This window comes from Paenibacillus sp. V4I5, from assembly GCF_030817255.1.
In the GTDB taxonomy this organism is placed as follows: domain Bacteria; phylum Bacillota; class Bacilli; order Paenibacillales; family NBRC-103111; genus Paenibacillus_E.
The window spans coordinates 6,778,418-6,795,519 of the sequence record NZ_JAUSZB010000002.1 but is presented as its reverse complement, the minus strand read 5'-3'; the positions used below and the strand labels follow the sequence as shown (position 1 = coordinate 6,795,519).

Below are 17,102 nucleotides of genomic sequence, written 5' to 3'. Positions count from 1 at the left end.
CAACGTTGTCATAATGTAAGCGTAATCATCTCGTGGCAGACCAACGCAGATTCTTTACAGTAACGGACAAACTCTTCGTCCATGTGGCTGCAATAAGAGTTGGTATAATAGTAGCAAGAACACTCCAATTTCTGTTTTAAACCTAAAATATCATTCATTATTTATAATAAAGCAATCGGTTTACGTAAGCATTCCGGTAATCCGTAGGAGTCAAGCTTGTTATTTTCTTGAATGATTTGGTAAATGAATGACTATCTGGAAAACCTAGCTGCATAGAAATCTCATTAATCTTTTGATTGGTGTCCGTCAGCAGAAATTTAGCCGCCTCCATTTTTTCTTGCATGATGAATTGTTTTAATGAAACACCCGCCATAGAAGAAAATATGCTGGAGAGATGTTTGGCGTTATATCCAAAATGTTTAGCAAGTTGTGTAACTCTTATATTCTCTTGCCGATTCCATTTGATGTAGTCCACAATATCATTGTAAAGCTGCTGTTTTAGCAGTTTCTTAGATTGGTTTGGGACCACAAACATCTGGTTGTATATCTCGCACAAAATACTGGTGGTCAAGTAATTGTTTAAGGTCTGTTCCCTGTAGCTGCGAATGGAATCCTGCAATTGCTTCAGCATCACAATGAGCTTTTCGGGACTGCGCAGCGTACCTGTTTGGGGAAGGACGATAATTCCCGGTTCGTAGACATGCTCGTGAGCGGCCTCATGATACGTTTCATGCCCGTATGTTGAAAAATGTAACCAGTAAAAGCTGCAATCGGACTCTTGGTAGCCATATTGTTGGGTGCGGGGAGGCATGATCAAGAACTCCCCTTCCCTAAGGGCGAAGCGGTCTATGCCGCATGAGATGTACATCGTTCCGCGGGTTTGAATGAATAACTCGTAATTCATCAATACTCGGTTCATGTGCTTCCACTCCGGAGACGGCGATACAAATTTCCCTGTCATATCCATGACCACCGGTACATCCACACGGAATTGATACAATACCATATTACTGATCCCTGCCCTTTCAGACTTTTTCACACTTGGCTTAATAACAGAGTACCAGAAATATAGGGTTATTTCCATGTCCTATGAGGCTTCAGAAATTGATGACAGTAAAGACGACGCGATGAAACCCTTCCTTTTTGACACATAATCCAACCTTATGTTATTTACCCTATCGGTAGAAGACGCTAAGCTTAATATAGTCTCCATCGGAGAACGTTACTATAACGGAGGGATTGGATATGAAGGAAGCTGCGCCGAGTATGGGGGTTCTGAAGGATATTGGCATGAACCGGGTAGAGTTGACCGGAGCCTATCATGTGAATGCATTCGAGAAGGAAATGGCTTATTTGGCGAGCTATGATGCGGATCGTCTGCTGGTTGGATTTCGTGAAGTGGCAGGATTGCCGGCCAAGGCCCGGATCTATCCCGGATGGGAAAATACGGAGATCAGAGGCCACACTTTAGGTCACTATCTTACCGCCTGTGCACAGGCTTATTCGCAGAATCAAAGCGCAGAGCTGCTTGCAAAGTTGGAGTATATCGTGGCTGAATTGGCCGTCTGTCAGCTGGAAAGCGGATACTTGTCGGCATTTCCGGAGAGACTATTCGAGAATGTGGAGAATAGGAAACCAGCCTGGGTTCCATGGTATACGATGCACAAGATCATCGCCGGTCTGATCGATGTCTACGAATGGACTCGAAACCAAACGGCCTATGACGTTGTCAATAAACTGGGGGATTGGGTAGCGTACCGCACCTCCAAATGGTCCAAGGAATTGCAGGCTACAGTACTGGCTGTGGAATATGGCGGCATGAACGATTGCCTCTACGACCTGTTCAAATTGACGGGGAATAACCGCCACTTGGAAGCGGCCCATCAGTTTGATGAGCTTAGCTTGTTTGAGGCAATCTGGGAAGGCAAGGACATATTAAAAGGCAAACATGCCAACACAATGATTCCCAAGTTCATAGGAGCCTTGAATCGCTATCTGACATTGGGAGAAAGCGAAGTGTTTTACCGGGAGGCTGCTGCAAGATTCTGGGATATGGTGGTATATCACCACAGCTATATCACAGGCGGAAACAGCGAATCCGAGCATTTTGGCGAGCCTGATCTTCTGGATGCCAAACGCAACGATATCACTTGCGAAACCTGCAACAGCTACAATATGCTGAAGCTGACGAGGGAGCTTTTCAAGCTAACGCAGGATGTCAAATACGCTGATTTTTACGAGAATACCTATGTGAACGCCATTCTGTCATCTCAGAATCCGGACACCGGGATGACGATGTATTTCCAGCCGATGGCAACGGGTTATTTCAAGGTTTACAGCTCGCCGTTCGAGCATTTTTGGTGCTGTACCGGCACGGGCATGGAAAGCTTCACGAAATTGAGCGATAGCATCTATTTCCAACTGGACCAGCGGTTGTACGTGAATCAATATGTCAGCAGCCAGTTGGATTGGTCGGAACAGAAGGTGAAGATTATACAAACCACCGACCTTCCGTTCACCGATACGGTTCATCTGTCCGTTGAAACGACCGATCAGCAGGAGCAGCGTTTGTCCATTTATCTGCGTGTGCCTTATTGGACTGCAGGCGAAATGGCGGTTGCTGTGAATGGCAAAGCCGTTCAACCGCAGGTAAGCAATGGTTATGCTTTAATCGAACGGGTTTGGAAGAACGGCGACACCGTTCATGTCCAAATCCCGATGAAAGCCACTTACTCCTCCTTGCCGGATGCGCCGCATGTGGTCGGATTTAAGTACGGTCCAGTGGTACTAAGCGCCGCATTGGGCAAAGACGATATGGTCGAGTCCAGGACAGGCGTTATCGTAAGTATTCCGACCAAGCGAATGCTCGTGAAAGACTTTATCACCCCTCAAGGTATGAGTGTCCAGGAGTGGTTAGGCGGATTCGATCAGTATTTCGTTCGCAAGAACGGCGAATTAGCCTTTGTGCTCCAAAATACGGATGAGGACGATCATCTGGTCTTTACGCCTCACTATAAGCAGCATAATGAAAGATACGGGATTTATTGGAAATTGGCTGAGGTCGGTTCGGATGATTTACGGGAGCATCTGGATAAGAGCCGTAAGGAGCAGCTCATCAGAGAGACTACGATCGACAGTGTACAGGTGGGCAATGACCAATATGAGCTGGAGCATCAGGTCAAAGGCGAGCTTACGCATGCCGGTAGCTTTGAGGGGCTGAATGGCAGAAGAGCAGAGCCTGACGGGTGGTTCAGTTATGAATTGAAGGTATCGTCCGGACAAAAGAACGGTCTGTCGGTCACCTTCTTCTATTGGCTCAAGGACAGCAGCTTGGAAATCTGGATTGACGGGAAACTGTTGATAACCGAAACCTCACCGAATGAGAGAATTCGGGGTTTTTATGAGAAAATAATTGAAATCCCTGCGGATATGATTGCATCAGATCAAGAATCGGTTGTGGTCAAGTTTGTACCCAATGGAGGTTTGAACGGTATTTATGGCATTCTTAGATCCATAAAGCTTAGTTCATAAACCCTCTATTATAAGATCGTGGAAAACCATTTTATTTTAAACCACATGCAATTTCGGCTCATTGGCAGTGCTATCGCTTCCAAACGCACAAAAACGCCGCCGCATCTTGCGGTGGCGTTTTTGATTTAGCGGTTGTTCAGGTAAATCGCAGTTCGAAGTTTCATCCGATTCCTCTTAATTCGAATTGTGGGGTTTAATTATTAAGTAGTACCCTAGTAGTCGTTGTTTTCCCGCTGCTTGAAATCGCTGTCATTGTAAAACTACCTCCAGTAATGCCCGGACCATAAGAAACATTGACCTTATTGTTTAGTCCCTCAGAGCTTAATGAAAGACTGACAGTTAATCCCTGCGATACATCATTAATCATATAAATCACAGGTGCTATTTCTTTATAAGCTAAGATATTGGCATTTTTAAATTCATTACCATACTGATCTTTTAAAGTTACATCCCCCATCAGCTGCCAGGCAAGTGCACCATCAGCTCCTTGAACTTTAACTGTAGTACCATCACTGTCATAAACAGGGGGTGCAAGAGAAACCATAGGGGTAATCAATGCACCAGAATCTTTGGTAATGACAGCACCGTACTGATCGTACTGTGTTAAAGGGATCAGAGCCGTTTCACCCACTAAGTTTAATGCCGTCTTACCTCAATGGCTTGTTCATTTTTAAACGAAATTGCAGAAAGAGAGGTAGGTTACATTCAAAACGAATTGTAGCGATTTCCCAAATTTCTCCTAATGGTTGGTACTCGTATTTCGTGTTAGGCATAATAATAACCATATGATTAGCTTGTATGAGAAACTCTTGCTCACTATTCATTCGAAGCAGCCCTATTCCTCTTAAACAAAAAATGACTCCGCCATGACTACTACCCTCTTTAACATGTCCTGTTGGATTGAGAACATATCTTGCGGAGCAAAGACGCAATGGAAGTGATAAATGCGGCTGGACGGCCTCTGAGTAAGTATTCTGTGTATAACAATGGAATTACTCCCCCTTTAATGAATTTTACTATCGATGTATGCGCTTTCAATTGTTTGGCAATATAACATGGATCAAAGCATTCTTATTATATGACCCTTATCTTATACAAACGCGCTGCCTGCCTGTTCCGTGTTTTATTGAACTCGTTGTCTATTTGTCCAGGCTGGTTATCAGCTGCAGTGAAAAATCCCCCTACGGCTTACAGTGTCTAGAGCTTAAGAGATCTCGTTTCACTCTCTACTATAGGGGGACCATTACTTACTAGGAACCTTTTGAGTTGAACACGCTGTTACTCTGAATCGAAAGTAGCCCCGTCATCATTGAACAGATGTCTCCCTTTTCCGCTATAAACCTAATCATTGTTACAATTAGGGATTAACAAACTGCCATTGCAGGTTGGTACTGGTGTCACTGCTCCACTGCTTCAAGTCGGAGCCGTTTGCCGTATTACCGCCGCCATCCAAATAAAGGTCGGTTGAAGCATTCTTGATCCTGTAATTGCCTCCGTATGCTTCCAAAATCCATCGCTGGTTGTAGCTGTCGCTACTGCTCCACTGCCCGCAAATGGAGCCGTTAGCGGTACGGTACATACCGTCAAGATACAAACCTGTAGCAACATTTTTTATTTTGTAATAGCTTCCGTAGAATTCCATCACCCATTGCTGGTTGCTGCTGGCGCTGGTACTCCATTGGCCTGCATTTGAACCGTCTGCGGTACGGCCCATGCCGTCAATATACAAACCTGTAGTAACGTTTTTCATTTTAGAAGTGTTCATGACACTCATGATCGCATCAATAATTCCTTGCTGAGTGACAGCGTAGGTGGACCTGTTAAATAATCCAAAACCATAACTTCCATTCCACCCATTATCCCAAACGACAGGTACGGCACCGTATTTTCTGGAAGTTTCGCTCACTGCTTTTGCAAATGCCGCACGATACGTATTATTCGTTGAATCAAACGCTGTTTTATCTGCGGAACCGAATTCACCGATGACTACAGGATATCCTTGGGTTACGAATTTATCATACGTGGACTTCAGTTGCGAATCCAAATAATCTTCCTGTCCCCAAGTTGATTTTTTCGACGTGTTGGCAGCTGTTGCTCCCCATTGGGTTATGGTTCCGGATTCCTCACCACAGAAGTCCCAAGGCGAGTAATAATGAACGGATATCATGATTCTCTTCTCAGAACTCGGAATTGTAGATGATCTATAATTATCTGTAGGAAGCACAAAGCCATAATTACCTACAGTATAATCAATGTTAGTATTCCAGCCGGGAATAAGAAGCCATCTTGCACTATTGTTTCCTCCGGTTTGTCTTACAGTATCTACAAAGATTTGATTATAAGCATTAAGATTTGAATAGTATGTGGTGTTAGGTGTGCCAAAAGTCCCATCAAATACTTCGTTCATGGATTCAAAGATCAAATGCTCATCATAATTGACAAACGTATTTGCAATCTGCTGCCACACTTTTTGATATTTGGCCCGAATCGTCGTTTGATCGATTGAATTGACTAACAGCCAAGAGCCTGGAAAGGTACTGTAACCATCTCCATGAATGTTGGTGATAACATACAAGCCTTCGTTGTAGGCATAATCCACGACTGTTTTCACTCTGTTCAGCCATGCAGAATCAATCGTATAATTTGGTGCACTCCCTACACTATTCAAATACGAAACAGGGATCCGGATTGTTTTAAATCCTGCTGCCTTTACCTTTTGAATGAACGCCTGCGTGACATTAGGAATGCTTTCGCTGGGTGTACCGGTGGAACTGAGTTCAAGCTGGTTTCCCAAATTCCAGCCCGCACCCATTTCAAAAACAATTTGTGACGCATTCAATTGCGTGAAATCGGCCGTTTCTGCAGATACTGACGGAATCCAACCGGGTATACCAGTTGCAAATACCAATACCATGGCTAACAAAAAGACCCTGAAAGACTTTACTTTTGACGACATAAATAACACCTCCGTCTCACATTTTTCTTCAATTTTAAATGAGTTCAACTGAAAAACTTCGATCCGATAACGACTTTATGAATTCCCCCTTTCCATTAAATATAGTCTCATGGAATTTCTTCCTGAAGACTGGAGTAAGAATAGCTCCGATGCAATTTAATTATATGATAATAAATGCATAAGAAATCACCCCATAAATTGTTACAAAAATCATATAAAAATAGTGAAAGGGCTTTCAAAGAGAGATCTTCATCTCGCACAAATAATAGCTGCAGTGGTGCATCCACAGCCTTTAGTTCACCTCGTTTGGAGCAATTTATTATAGTGGTATGCTTGTCAAATCATTCACAACTTGGCCGATCATTCTCCAATTCACCAGATCTTTGGAATGCAGTACTGCCACCGAAAGTCCGAACACGCCGTTCTTTCCGGATTCCCGTTGGTTCATTCACTTCCGCTGCATTCTATTTGTTCATCACTTAACATTGACATCCTTGATAGTTCATTATCGTTTGACTACAGTATAAAGCAATCGCATTCTTGGAGGTATGTCAGGTTTTTTGTATTTTTGTGTAATTCGAATCAGCGACGGAATTTAACACCTAATTGTGGAACAAGTTACCGATAAATAATACAAAAAATAGGATTCCACCCATCCCCTCGGCGGCTCGCATCTCTTGAATAACAGGAAGCTTCCGAATGTATATAGGTTCGGAAGCTTCCTCGCATTATCACATTATCATGGCCTTTCGTCGTTTCCTATTCGAATATTAAATGATTCCGATGAGATGCTCTTGTTTTCCATCCCGTAAAAAAACCGGAATCGTGCTTAGAGGAGCTTCAACATGAATGGTTTGTCCGCCTTCGAAGATCCTTCCTGTACGTGCATCCGTCCAGCTTGCACCTTCAGGCAGATATACCCCTCTCGATATGGAACCTTCATATAATATTGGAGCAACTAATATATCTGGACCATATAGGTATTCATCCTTAATATCCCAAACCCTATCATCATTTTGGAATTCGTAGAAGAGTGGTCTCATAACCGGTGCGCCTTTTTCATGAGCTTCTTTCATCAATTCGCGGGTATAATCTCTTAGAGCTTCACGTAATTCCATATATTTAACTAAAATATCATAAGCTTCTTCTCCAAAACTCCATACCTCGTTGTTTCCGCCGGTATTTAATGCTTTGCTGCCGTCTTTTCTGAATACTTCCTTGCCACCCCTGCGGTCGCCATGCAATCTCATAACAGGACAGAAAGCCCCCCATTGGAACCATCTGATTAATAATTCACGGAATTTGGGATCGTCTGGATTACCGCCTCCAAAGCCTCCAATATCCGTTGTCCACCAAGGTATTCCTGCCATTCCCATATGAAGGCCTGCAACGATTTGTTTTCTGAAATCTTCAAAAGAAGAATGAATATCTCCCGACCATACTAATGCGCCATATCGTTGGCTGCCTGCCCAAGCGCAGCGAACCGTGTTTACGATTTTGTCCTGTCCTTCCGCCTGCATGCCTTCGAAAAAGGTTTTAGAGTAGCGCTGCGGGTATATATTTCCTATTTGAACATTAGGTCCCATAGCGTAGCGATAATTATCAAAGTCATATACATCGTATTCCGGTTCTGCTTCATCCAGCCAGAAGATCTTGATGCCATGATCATAATAATTCTTCTTGCATTTTGACCATACATATTCCCTGGCTTTAGGATTTGTAGCATCATAATATATACTAGCAGGGAACCAATCCATCATGGCAACTTGGACTCCCCTTTCAGCTTTAATCAGATAACCCTTTTGGCGCATTTCATCAAAATTTTCGCTGTGGCGGTCAATTTGAGGCCAAACAGAAACCATCAATTCGATTCCCATGGATTTTAGCTCATCTACCATTGCTTTTGGATCTGGGAAAAATTCTTCCTCAAATCTAAAGTCTCCCTGTTTGGGCCAGTGGAAGAAGTCAACTACGATTACATCGATCGGCAGCTTTCTTCTCTTATATTCTCTTGCAACTTCTAATAACTGCTCCTGATTATAATATCTTAATTTGCATTGCCAGAAGCCAAGTCCATATTCAGGCATCATTGGGACGGTACCCACTGCTTTTCCATATGCGGCTTCTATTTCTGCCGGTGAATCGCCTGCTGTGATCCAATAATCCATCTGTTTTGTACTTTCGGCAAACCATTCGGTTCTATTATTCGCAAAATTCACCTTTCCAATAGCTGGATTATGCCATAAGAAACCATACCCTTTACTGGAATATAAAAATGGGACACTCGCTTGAGAATTACGATGAGCCAATTCAAGAGTAGAGCCTTTCAAATCAAAGGTTTCTTGTTGGTATTGACCCATTCCGTAGATTTTTTCGCCATCATTCCCGGCAAAGGAAACCGTTAATTGATGATCCCCTCCAATAATAGATTTAAATGCTCTTGCTCGAAGCTTCAAGGCTCCACCACTGCTTATTTCTTGAAGCAATAATTCTCCTTTTTCATTGTAAAAAGTAATTCGTCCAGGGGTATCCCAAAATGACTGTCTAACAACTGCTCTTATCTTACCGTTTGTAATTGAAGCAATTGAAGCAGTATGAGCTTCATTATTTATCTCAATCTCAGCTTCCACATCGCCATTAAAAGGCAGTAAGGCATAATCTGTATCCAGTATTTCACCCATCATTCGAGAGCGAATACGTAAACTATTTTCACCCCAGGCCTCAATTTGTAAGATTTCTCCGTTGTACTCAAAAATCAGCTTCCCATTCCCTGCAGTAAAAAATTCCATGCTTATCCCCTTCCGCAAAAGCGTTTTTATGTTTTTCATCTGTCTTTTATATGCAGCGCCCTGAATGATAGGACAAGAAATATTATTATATAGGCGGGAAATCAGAAGGCTGGGGTAAAATTCATCATCATGTAACTGCTGTCATTGAAACGTATCACCTATAGACACAAGTCTTCAAACGGCCGATACTACGTACCGTTTTCCAGCTTCAGCATGGAACCCGATACAACCGCTCTCTTCTTGAGAATAATGTGCTTCTTCGCCATCCTGCGTAATCCTGACCTTTTGTTTGGCGAGGACTTTGCAGGTCTGTGTTATGGAAACGGCGATTTCCGCCTTTGACAATACGCCATTCTCCCACTCAAGATCGACCTCATACCCCCCTCTGCCCCGCAAGCCTTTGACATATCCGTCTTTCCAGGCATCGGGCAACGCCGGCAGGAGTTCCAAGCAGCCTTGATGCGATTGCAGCAGCATCTCTGAAATCCCCGCTGTGGCGGCAAAGTTTCCGTCGATTTGGAAAGGAGGATGCGCGTCGAACAGATTGGCGTAAACACCGCCTCGGCCACGATGAATCGAATCTTCTCCCTTAACGAGCGACAGTAAATTCGAGATTAAACGCTCAGCGCGGTTGCCCTCCTTGAATCTTGCCCATAGGCCGATTTTCCAGCCCAGACTCCAGCCCGTTCCCCCGTCTCCCCTTATTTCAAGCGATGTCTTCGCAGCTCGGAACAGATCGGGAGCAGACTGCTCCGTAATCAGACGCCCCGGATAAACCCCGACAAGATGAGAGACGTGACGATGATGGACATCTTCCTCCTCGAAATCTTGGAACCATTCCTGCAATCGACCGTGCCTGCCGATTTGAAGCGGCAGCAGCTTTTGCTTCTTCTCTGCCAGTGTCTTTGCAAAATCTTCATCAATCCCAAGCAGGTTCGCAGACATGATGCAGTTGTAGAAACATTCGCCGATCAGAGACAGGTCCATGGTCGTCGCCGCGCTTACGGCATGGCGCTTATCGCCAACCTGGAATTTCAGCTCTGGAGAGGTGGAAGGTGAAGTAATCAAATAACCGTCTTGATCTTCCATGAGCCAATCCAGACAGAATAACGCCGCTTCCTTCATGATGGGGTACGCGGTTTCTTGTAAAAACGCTTCATCCCCGCTGTAAGCATAATGCTCCCACAAATGCTGGGTCAGCCATACGCCTCCCATCGGCCAGTACGCCCATACCGGGTCTCCATCACCATAATCGCCAACCGGCGCCGTTTGGGCCCAAAGATCGGAATTATGGTGCGCCACCCACCCTCTTGCGCCATAATTCGTTTCAGCAGTCTTCTTTCCATTCAATGCCAATCTACGGATAAAATCAATCAACGGCTCGTGCATTTCCGCCATATTGCAAGACTCTGCCGGCCAGTAGTTCATCTCGGCATTGATATTAAGCGTGTGGTTGCTGCTCCATGGCGCTCTCGTTTCCTCATTCCATATGCCTTGCAGATTGGCAGGCTGGGTTCCCGGGCGGGAGCTTGCAATCATCAGGTACCGGCCATAATGGAACAAGAGCTCCACCAGCCCCGGATCGCTGCTGCCATATTCAGCAATTCGCCGATCGGTCGGCATATCGGAGGGAGCTTTGGACTCTCCCAAAGACAAGTCAACTCTGTCAAACAGCTTGCGATGATCGTCAAGATGCCGGTTTCGAATCTCCTCATACGTCATACCGCTAACAGCCTGGATGGCATCCGTTGTGATTTTCCGCAGATCCCGTTCAGAATGGCTCGCGCCCATGCTTGCGTCAAAGGAGGTGGCTGCGCTGAAAAACAAGGTCGCGCTGGTCGCTCCGACAACGTGCAAGCCGTCTGCATTAACCTTCAACGTCCCGCCTTCATGCACCACAGCCAATCCGCCGTGGAACTTCAAAGCTTTTGATGACTCAGGCGCGCCGTAAACAATGGGATTTTCCGAGTTGTAGTAGCTGGGCCATACTTGCTCAGGAGCTGTACCGGATATCATATATTGTTTTTGATCGGCATCAAAGGACGATGCATAATGAATGGGACTGTCCAGCCAGGCCCGAAAATCGAGCATCCCTTCCTTGCTCGACGTCAGACGCACGACAATGGATTGATCGGGATAAGAAACGAATGTTTCTCGGGTATACTGAACGCCGCCAACGTTATAGGTAACCGTCACGATGCCGGTTGACAGATCAAGCTTCCGGCTGTATTGGTGGTTCACATCGCCATGATGCATCACGAAACGCAAGTCTCCGAAAGGCAAATAGGATTGCGTATAGGGACCCATCATTTCCTTGCAGAGACGATCCGCTTCCTCATAGTTCTCTTGGGCAATAAGCTCTCTCACCTTCGGCAACACTTCTTTGGCCCCCGGATTATTCCAATCTTTAGGGTAACCGGACCATAGCGTGTCCTCATTCAATGCAATGCGTTCTATCTCAACTCCGCCAAATATCATCGCGCCAAGTCTTCCGTTTCCAACGGGAAGGGCTTCCGTCCAATAAACGGCGGGGGACTGAAATTGTATTTTCATGTTGAGTTCCTTTCCTTCTATTTCAGAATTTTACTCGTTGTTCATACCGAATAATCGAAACGATCTCAGGTTTGCAGGCACCTTTGCCGGCTCCAGCTCGACCCTTTTCGGAAACTTGACTCCTTCCAAATCGAGCAGCCACGTCCGGCTTACTCGCAGGTCGGAGGCATAAGCTTCAGTTCAAACGGCCGGTCTCGGTCGCATACCAGCTTACCGTCAACAACGTCCAATTGGGCTACTTGTATGGAGGAACGCCGTGTACCGTAGGTGTAGGAAGGAGGTTCTTGCCCGGTTAATCTCTCCGGATGGGTGAAATAAAAGATATAGGCTTCGTCCCCTGAGCAGACTACATCCGCATGCAAGCCAATCGTGCCATCATCTTCCCTCGTGCCTGGCTGATCGAGAATGAGGCTGTTCCGTTCCCAGTTGATCAAATCATCCGATCGGTATACACCTTGCCCTCTCCACTCGTCCACGATTAACCAATAATATTCTTTGAACCGAAAGACATTTGGCCCTTCATGTCCCCGTCCCTCGATAATCAGCCCTACACGTTCCCAATGGTATAGATCCTTGCTTTCGGCGGCGTAGGTGTTGTTGTCTTCTTTGAACCACATTCTGAACAGGCCGTTAGGGAGACGGTAAATACAAGCATCTATAATATTTGTCTCGCTGATATCCAGCCTGGACTGAAACGTCCAATTGAGGAGATCCGGACTTGTATAATGGAGCATGTCCGCCCGACCTACCCAATCCTCAGGTACCCCTTGAATATAAGTGACATACATATGATAAATGCCTTCATGCCAGTAAATCTCAGGCGCCCAGAACGTATTTCTTCCCCATTCGATGTCCAGCCCCGGGAGCGTTCCCCGGTAAACCCAATCGCTCCCGTCTTTGGATGAAGCAACGCCGAGATCAGTGCCGTGCACCCAGGCAAATCGGCGATCTTCCGCAGTTGCCCTGCGGTTTGTGTAAATCATCCACCATTCCTTGGCTTCTCTGTTCCAAATAACGACCGGATCCGCTGCTCCGTCATAAATAGGGTCTCGATACAATGGCGTTTTCATTATACCCTCCAGTGTGTGCTCGTCATGTTTAGGATATGCTTATATTACTTATTCAAAAACCGTTGTTGATCGAACGTCATGTGCCGTAATACTTCAAGCCGAAATGAGTCCGTACGGATCGCTGTGGTGATGCTGCACGGATACCGCCGTTCGTCATGGTCGACGAGCCGCCGCTGGGGCTATTGTGGCTTGCATTGCTCCTGCGACCTCATAACAAAATTGGTCTACATCGATATAACCCTGTTCATTTTCACAGTTATAGCTGTATAACCCGATCCGATCTCCCCTATAATTCCCCCACCCAAGCTGATACGCGTCTCCAAAGCTCGTGAAATGGTCCCCATCGACGCTATACTCGAACCGGTTGATTCCGTCTATGTTCCACACAGACCTTAACCAAAGGGTGGAACCCGTTAATTCCGGACCCCATTCTACGGTACCCGAATTGTTAAACTTCAGAACCTTTGTCCCATTCTGTTGTTGAACGCCAATCGTGCAATAAGTTTGTGCAAAATGGCAAAGCCCCGCTTCTTGCCCGTCCGCCATGCCGTTGATTTCTATTGTTACGGTTGCCGTATTGTGAACGGTTCTAAATGCTCTTTGTGAAATGACGTTGCAGAAGGTAAAAAAATTGTCCTTATCGATGGGTTGGCATGCATGTAGGCGCAAATAGCCGGGCCGTTCCGCTAACGACCATTTGTCGGCTCTCGGCTGATGGTTCCATTCCCAATACGGCTCAAGCACCGCTCGTTCAAAATCGTCATTTGTGGCAAGAACCGTCACGGGATGTCCGTTTATGGGCTTCCTGCCTCCCCATACCATCTCCCCGATTCCGTCACCGTCCGTATCGTTTCCGATGATCGGCCATCCGTCAATCCACGTTACGGGCAGCAAGTGAAGCGGTCTCCCCTCGTACTCGCCCGTTCCTTGATGCGAAATGAAATACCAATCACCGGAAACGGTCTGGACAAGTCCGCCTTGATTCGGCTCCCGGTCTACATCCTTGCCGTGCGTATGGATAATCTCCTTCTCCTCGTAGGGCCCATAAATATGTTTCGCCCTTAACATCATGACGACTCTGACTTCAACGCCTTCCTCACGGCGAACCTCGCTGTGGAAAAAATAGTAGGTTCCGTTTATTTTGTAGAGCTTATTGGCTTCGCTCCCTTTGTGCTGATGAATAATCGTATCGCTGTTATGCAATAGTTCTTTGCCGTCTTCACTTAATTTAAATAAATGGATATTATAGTTATCGGCAAAATTAGTGGCAACAAAGTAGCCTTGTCCGTCATCGTCCCAAAACGGACAGCAGTCGTCCCAGCCGCTAACCGCCCAAACTTGATGAAGCGGCTCCCAAGGTCCAGCTGGATCGGAAGCCGTGCTCATAAACAATCCCTCATCGGGCGTGAAAAAATACACCCAATACTTATCCTGGTGGAATCGGATGGCACCTGCCCAGACTCCTCTGCCATAACGGTTCATTCGATTGTAATTGTATTCCGGGCCGATTCTTGTCAAATCGTCCACAACATGCCCAATCATTTTCCAATTCACAAGATCTTTGGAATGCAGTACCGCCATCCCCGGAGAGCAATGCAATGTAGAGGAGATGCCGTAATAATCATCTCCGACTCGAATGACATCCGGATCGCTATAATCTCCTGGCAAGACAGGATTGACATAGGTGCCGTCCCCCTGATCTCCCCAAGCTCCCTTCTTCGATAACAGATTGTAGTTATCTTCCATAACAGAGTCATCCTTTCCATTCTAAAAGAACATTATATGTTTCCGATCAGATACTCTTGTTTTCCGTCCCGTAAAAATACCGGAATCGTGCTTAGTTGAGCTTCAACATGGATGGTTTGTCCGCCTTCGAAGATCCTTCCTGTACGTGCATCCGTCCATCTTGATGTTCGCCTCAGGCGATTCAGTCAATAATTACCTGATCGTACGTGCTCCCCATGTCTTCGTTTAGAGAGTACAGCAGATAATAACGTCCATTCACAACCCCGCGAAATAACTGTGGGTAGGCTTCATACTCCTCACGAGTAAGTAGAGGGTAAATTCTCAAGCTCGTTTTCGCGCGTTCTTGTACCATTTTCTTGATTGCATCCCCAAGTTTGTCCATGACGGAAAGAACAGATGCCTTTTGTTCATCGTACAAACAGAATCTCACATCTTAGCCCCCTCACTCTTGATGTGCTGTAACTTCTAACGTAACTCTAATCACTCTCGGTACATACGCACAGTTTCCGATACATTCGTCAAAAGTATCATTCAACGGATCAGAATAATGCTCCACCGTCGAATCAATGACGGAAAGTCCGGAACATGGTTCATGTTCCGGACTTCCGCTGGTTCATTCACTGCCGCTGCAATCTACTCGGTCATCACAGCCGTTACTTCCTGAGCGGTTAAAGCACTGTTGTAGATGTATCAGGAACAAGAGAAGCTTCACGAACATGATGCGCATGGTTCGGAAGCTTCTTCGTGTCACTGAACGGTCATGAAAAAGGAGTTGTTACTTGATGCCTCTCTTGGCTACCTCATCGTTCACTTCTTTGATGGCTTCAGGCACACCTTTGGCGTCGTATCCCTTGACGATTTCTTTCCACTGGGCAATCGGGTCACCTTTACCCAAAATCACTTTAATGATGTCGTTCTGGATATCGGGGTCTAGAGCCGTAAACTTATTTTTTGCTGGGGTCGATATCGCATTGAAATCAAAGTTGACAGGCATTGACGTATCTTCTTGTTTATAACGATTCCACGTTTCAATTTGCAGCTTCTGCAGTGCTGCAGCTTCAGGATCTGAGCTTACCACTTTTTTGCCCTTATACAGGAGGGGGTCCCATGCGGCAAGCCAAACCAGTTTTGACGTGATCGGGTATTTGTCGGCAAGCGTTTCACCGGCTTTCAGCAGGGAAACGTATTGGCCATTTTCCACTTTATAATCGACATTTTCGATTCCATTAATGCCCAGTACCCTATATTCATCAGACATCATGTAATCCAACACTTGGAGCGCCCGTTTGAATTTTTCATCGCTAAGCGTAGCGGGGAATAACGTTTCGGACCAGAAAGGAGCTCCAGCCATCGTATAGCGCTTGCCGTCAGCCGCAGGCCAAATATTCAAATACCCGATTGCTTTGGAAGGGCTGACTCCCGGATTCGCTTTTTTGAATGCGGTTACTTGTTCATCAGTCACGCCTTCCAGGCCATATAGCGCAAAGCTTTGGCCGGACAAAAACTTGTTCGTGCCATCGGCGTCTTTCTGGGTTGCAAAGTCCTTGTCAAGGACGCCATCCGTATAGAGCGTACGAAGCTGCTGGATACCGGTATAGGCTCTCTCGGACGTGAAGGCGGGAATCCACTTGCCGTTTTCCTGGGTCCAGTTATTGCTAAATAACATTTCAGGAAAGCTTCCCAAAAATGGTGTTAACAGATAGCCCTTCGAATTAATGGTCAACCCGCTGATTCCGGGGTGTTTCTGTATGACGGCTTTGGTCATGGCCATGAATTCCTCAAAACTTTTCGGATCCTTTGTATATCCCGCTTCCTCCGCCCAGTCCTTGCGATAACGTATTGGCCTGCCTAGCCTGCCATCGCCGACATCCTCGCCGCCAAAGCGCGGAACCGTATAAAATTTTCCATCCACCTTGAACGGTTGCACAGCCGGATTGGAAAAGATTTTTTTCAAATTCGGATACGGGCTCAGGTCGTCGGGGAGTGCCTTGAGGACGCCTTGCTTGGCCCAGGTTTGGTACAACCCGATATTATCGGTAGCAAGCGCGTTGGCGAACATGTCGGGAAGCTGCTTGGACGCGGCCCATACCTTTGCCTTCTCCTGCCAGTCGTTCCAGGTAATCTGAACGGGTTTGATCGTGATGTTGAATTTCTTGGTCAAATCGTTGTAAACGGTGTCATTTTTTGCATTGGGAGCGTTAAAGCCTGTCTCAATGTCCCATACTGCAACGCTGAGCTCTAATGGCTTGCTCATTGCCGTATCATCTGGCTTCTGTGATGCGTTTGACGTTACGCTCGGGGTATTTGTCTTGCTCTCCTCTTTGCTGCAGGCGGATAGCACCGTACCTGCAAGCAAAATCAAAGCCGAACATGTTAATACTCTTTGTTTGACCTTCATTTCGTTAACCCTCCTTGTATTTTAGAAGCTCAAGATGTATATAATAAAGGCTGAAGCCA

The 17,102-nt window shown here is 45.9% G+C and carries 11 protein-coding genes; 1 reads left to right on the top strand and 10 read right to left on the bottom strand.

Translation table 11 applies throughout. From position 1 onward, the window contains the following. Window positions 1-157: 157 nt before the first annotated feature. Window positions 158-1,084 (bottom strand): helix-turn-helix transcriptional regulator, encoded by a 927-nt coding sequence (locus QFZ78_RS32990; protein ID WP_307553552.1) that lies wholly within the window; start codon window positions 1,082-1,084, stop codon window positions 158-160. A 161-nt stretch (window positions 1,085-1,245) separates the two neighbouring features. Here QFZ78_RS32990 and QFZ78_RS32985 point away from each other — a divergent pair, with 161 nt between their 5' ends. Beyond that, window positions 1,246-3,531, top strand: coding sequence for a beta-L-arabinofuranosidase domain-containing protein (locus tag QFZ78_RS32985; protein WP_307553551.1), 2,286 nt, complete (start codon window positions 1,246-1,248; stop codon window positions 3,529-3,531). A 193-nt stretch (window positions 3,532-3,724) separates the two neighbouring features. On the opposite strand, the gene QFZ78_RS32980 is transcribed toward QFZ78_RS32985, so the two are convergent. The 9 genes from QFZ78_RS32980 to QFZ78_RS32940 all read right to left on the bottom strand — a co-directional run bounded on the left by QFZ78_RS32980 (window position 3,725) and on the right by QFZ78_RS32940 (window position 17,043). After that, window positions 3,725-4,162, bottom strand: coding sequence for a hypothetical protein (locus QFZ78_RS32980; RefSeq protein ID WP_307553550.1), 438 nt, complete (start codon window positions 4,160-4,162; stop codon window positions 3,725-3,727). Window positions 4,163-4,888: 726 nt separating this feature from the next. Beyond that, window positions 4,889-6,487 (bottom strand): cellulase family glycosylhydrolase, encoded by a 1,599-nt coding sequence (locus tag QFZ78_RS32975; RefSeq protein ID WP_307553549.1) that lies wholly within the window; start codon window positions 6,485-6,487, stop codon window positions 4,889-4,891. Between the two features lie 319 nt (window positions 6,488-6,806). Next, window positions 6,807-6,935 carry a hypothetical protein gene (locus QFZ78_RS32970; RefSeq protein ID WP_307553548.1) on the bottom strand — a complete coding sequence of 43 codons (129 nt, stop codon included), beginning with the start codon at window positions 6,933-6,935 and terminating at the stop codon, window positions 6,807-6,809. Between the two features lie 322 nt (window positions 6,936-7,257). Next, on the bottom strand, window positions 7,258-9,276 hold the full coding sequence (locus QFZ78_RS32965) for a glycoside hydrolase family 31 protein (protein ID WP_307553547.1): 2,019 nt from the start codon (window positions 9,274-9,276) through the stop codon (window positions 7,258-7,260). A gap of 174 nt (window positions 9,277-9,450) precedes the next feature. After that, a complete protein-coding gene (locus QFZ78_RS32960; RefSeq protein WP_307553546.1) occupies window positions 9,451-11,829 on the bottom strand; it encodes a glycoside hydrolase family 95 protein in 2,379 nt (792 codons plus the stop codon). 149 nt (window positions 11,830-11,978) lie between these two features. Further along, window positions 11,979-12,899, bottom strand: a complete 921-nt coding sequence (locus QFZ78_RS32955) for a glycoside hydrolase family protein (protein ID WP_307553545.1) — start codon at window positions 12,897-12,899, stop codon at window positions 11,979-11,981. Window positions 12,900-13,052: 153 nt separating this feature from the next. Next, a complete protein-coding gene (locus QFZ78_RS32950; RefSeq protein ID WP_307553544.1) occupies window positions 13,053-14,645 on the bottom strand; it encodes a glycoside hydrolase family 43 protein in 1,593 nt (530 codons plus the stop codon). Window positions 14,646-14,826: 181 nt separating this feature from the next. After that, window positions 14,827-15,075: a hypothetical protein gene (locus tag QFZ78_RS32945; RefSeq protein WP_307553543.1), complete on the bottom strand. Its 249-nt coding sequence runs from the start codon at window positions 15,073-15,075 to the stop codon at window positions 14,827-14,829. Window positions 15,076-15,420: 345 nt separating this feature from the next. Then, on the bottom strand, window positions 15,421-17,043 hold the full coding sequence (locus tag QFZ78_RS32940) for an extracellular solute-binding protein (protein WP_307553542.1): 1,623 nt from the start codon (window positions 17,041-17,043) through the stop codon (window positions 15,421-15,423). Between the last annotated feature and the right edge of the window lie 59 nt (window positions 17,044-17,102).

Excerpts from the sequence above, each read along its gene's own strand:
- QFZ78_RS32990 (WP_307553552.1), bottom strand. The coding sequence starts at position 1,084 with ATGGAAATAACCCTATATTTCTGGTACTCTGTTATTAAGCCAAGTGTG.
- QFZ78_RS32985 (WP_307553551.1), top strand. The coding sequence starts at position 1,246 with ATGAAGGAAGCTGCGCCGAGTATGGGGGTTCTGAAGGATATTGGCATG.
- QFZ78_RS32975 (WP_307553549.1), bottom strand. The coding sequence starts at position 6,487 with ATGTCGTCAAAAGTAAAGTCTTTCAGGGTCTTTTTGTTAGCCATGGTA.
- QFZ78_RS32970 (WP_307553548.1), bottom strand. The coding sequence starts at position 6,935 with ATGAACCAACGGGAATCCGGAAAGAACGGCGTGTTCGGACTTTCGGTG.
- QFZ78_RS32965 (WP_307553547.1), bottom strand. The coding sequence starts at position 9,276 with ATGGAATTTTTTACTGCAGGGAATGGGAAGCTGATTTTTGAGTACAAC.
- QFZ78_RS32960 (WP_307553546.1), bottom strand. The coding sequence starts at position 11,829 with ATGAAAATACAATTTCAGTCCCCCGCCGTTTATTGGACGGAAGCCCTT.
- QFZ78_RS32955 (WP_307553545.1), bottom strand. The coding sequence starts at position 12,899 with ATGAAAACGCCATTGTATCGAGACCCTATTTATGACGGAGCAGCGGAT.
- QFZ78_RS32950 (WP_307553544.1), bottom strand. The coding sequence starts at position 14,645 with ATGGAAGATAACTACAATCTGTTATCGAAGAAGGGAGCTTGGGGAGAT.
- QFZ78_RS32940 (WP_307553542.1), bottom strand. The coding sequence starts at position 17,043 with ATGAAGGTCAAACAAAGAGTATTAACATGTTCGGCTTTGATTTTGCTT.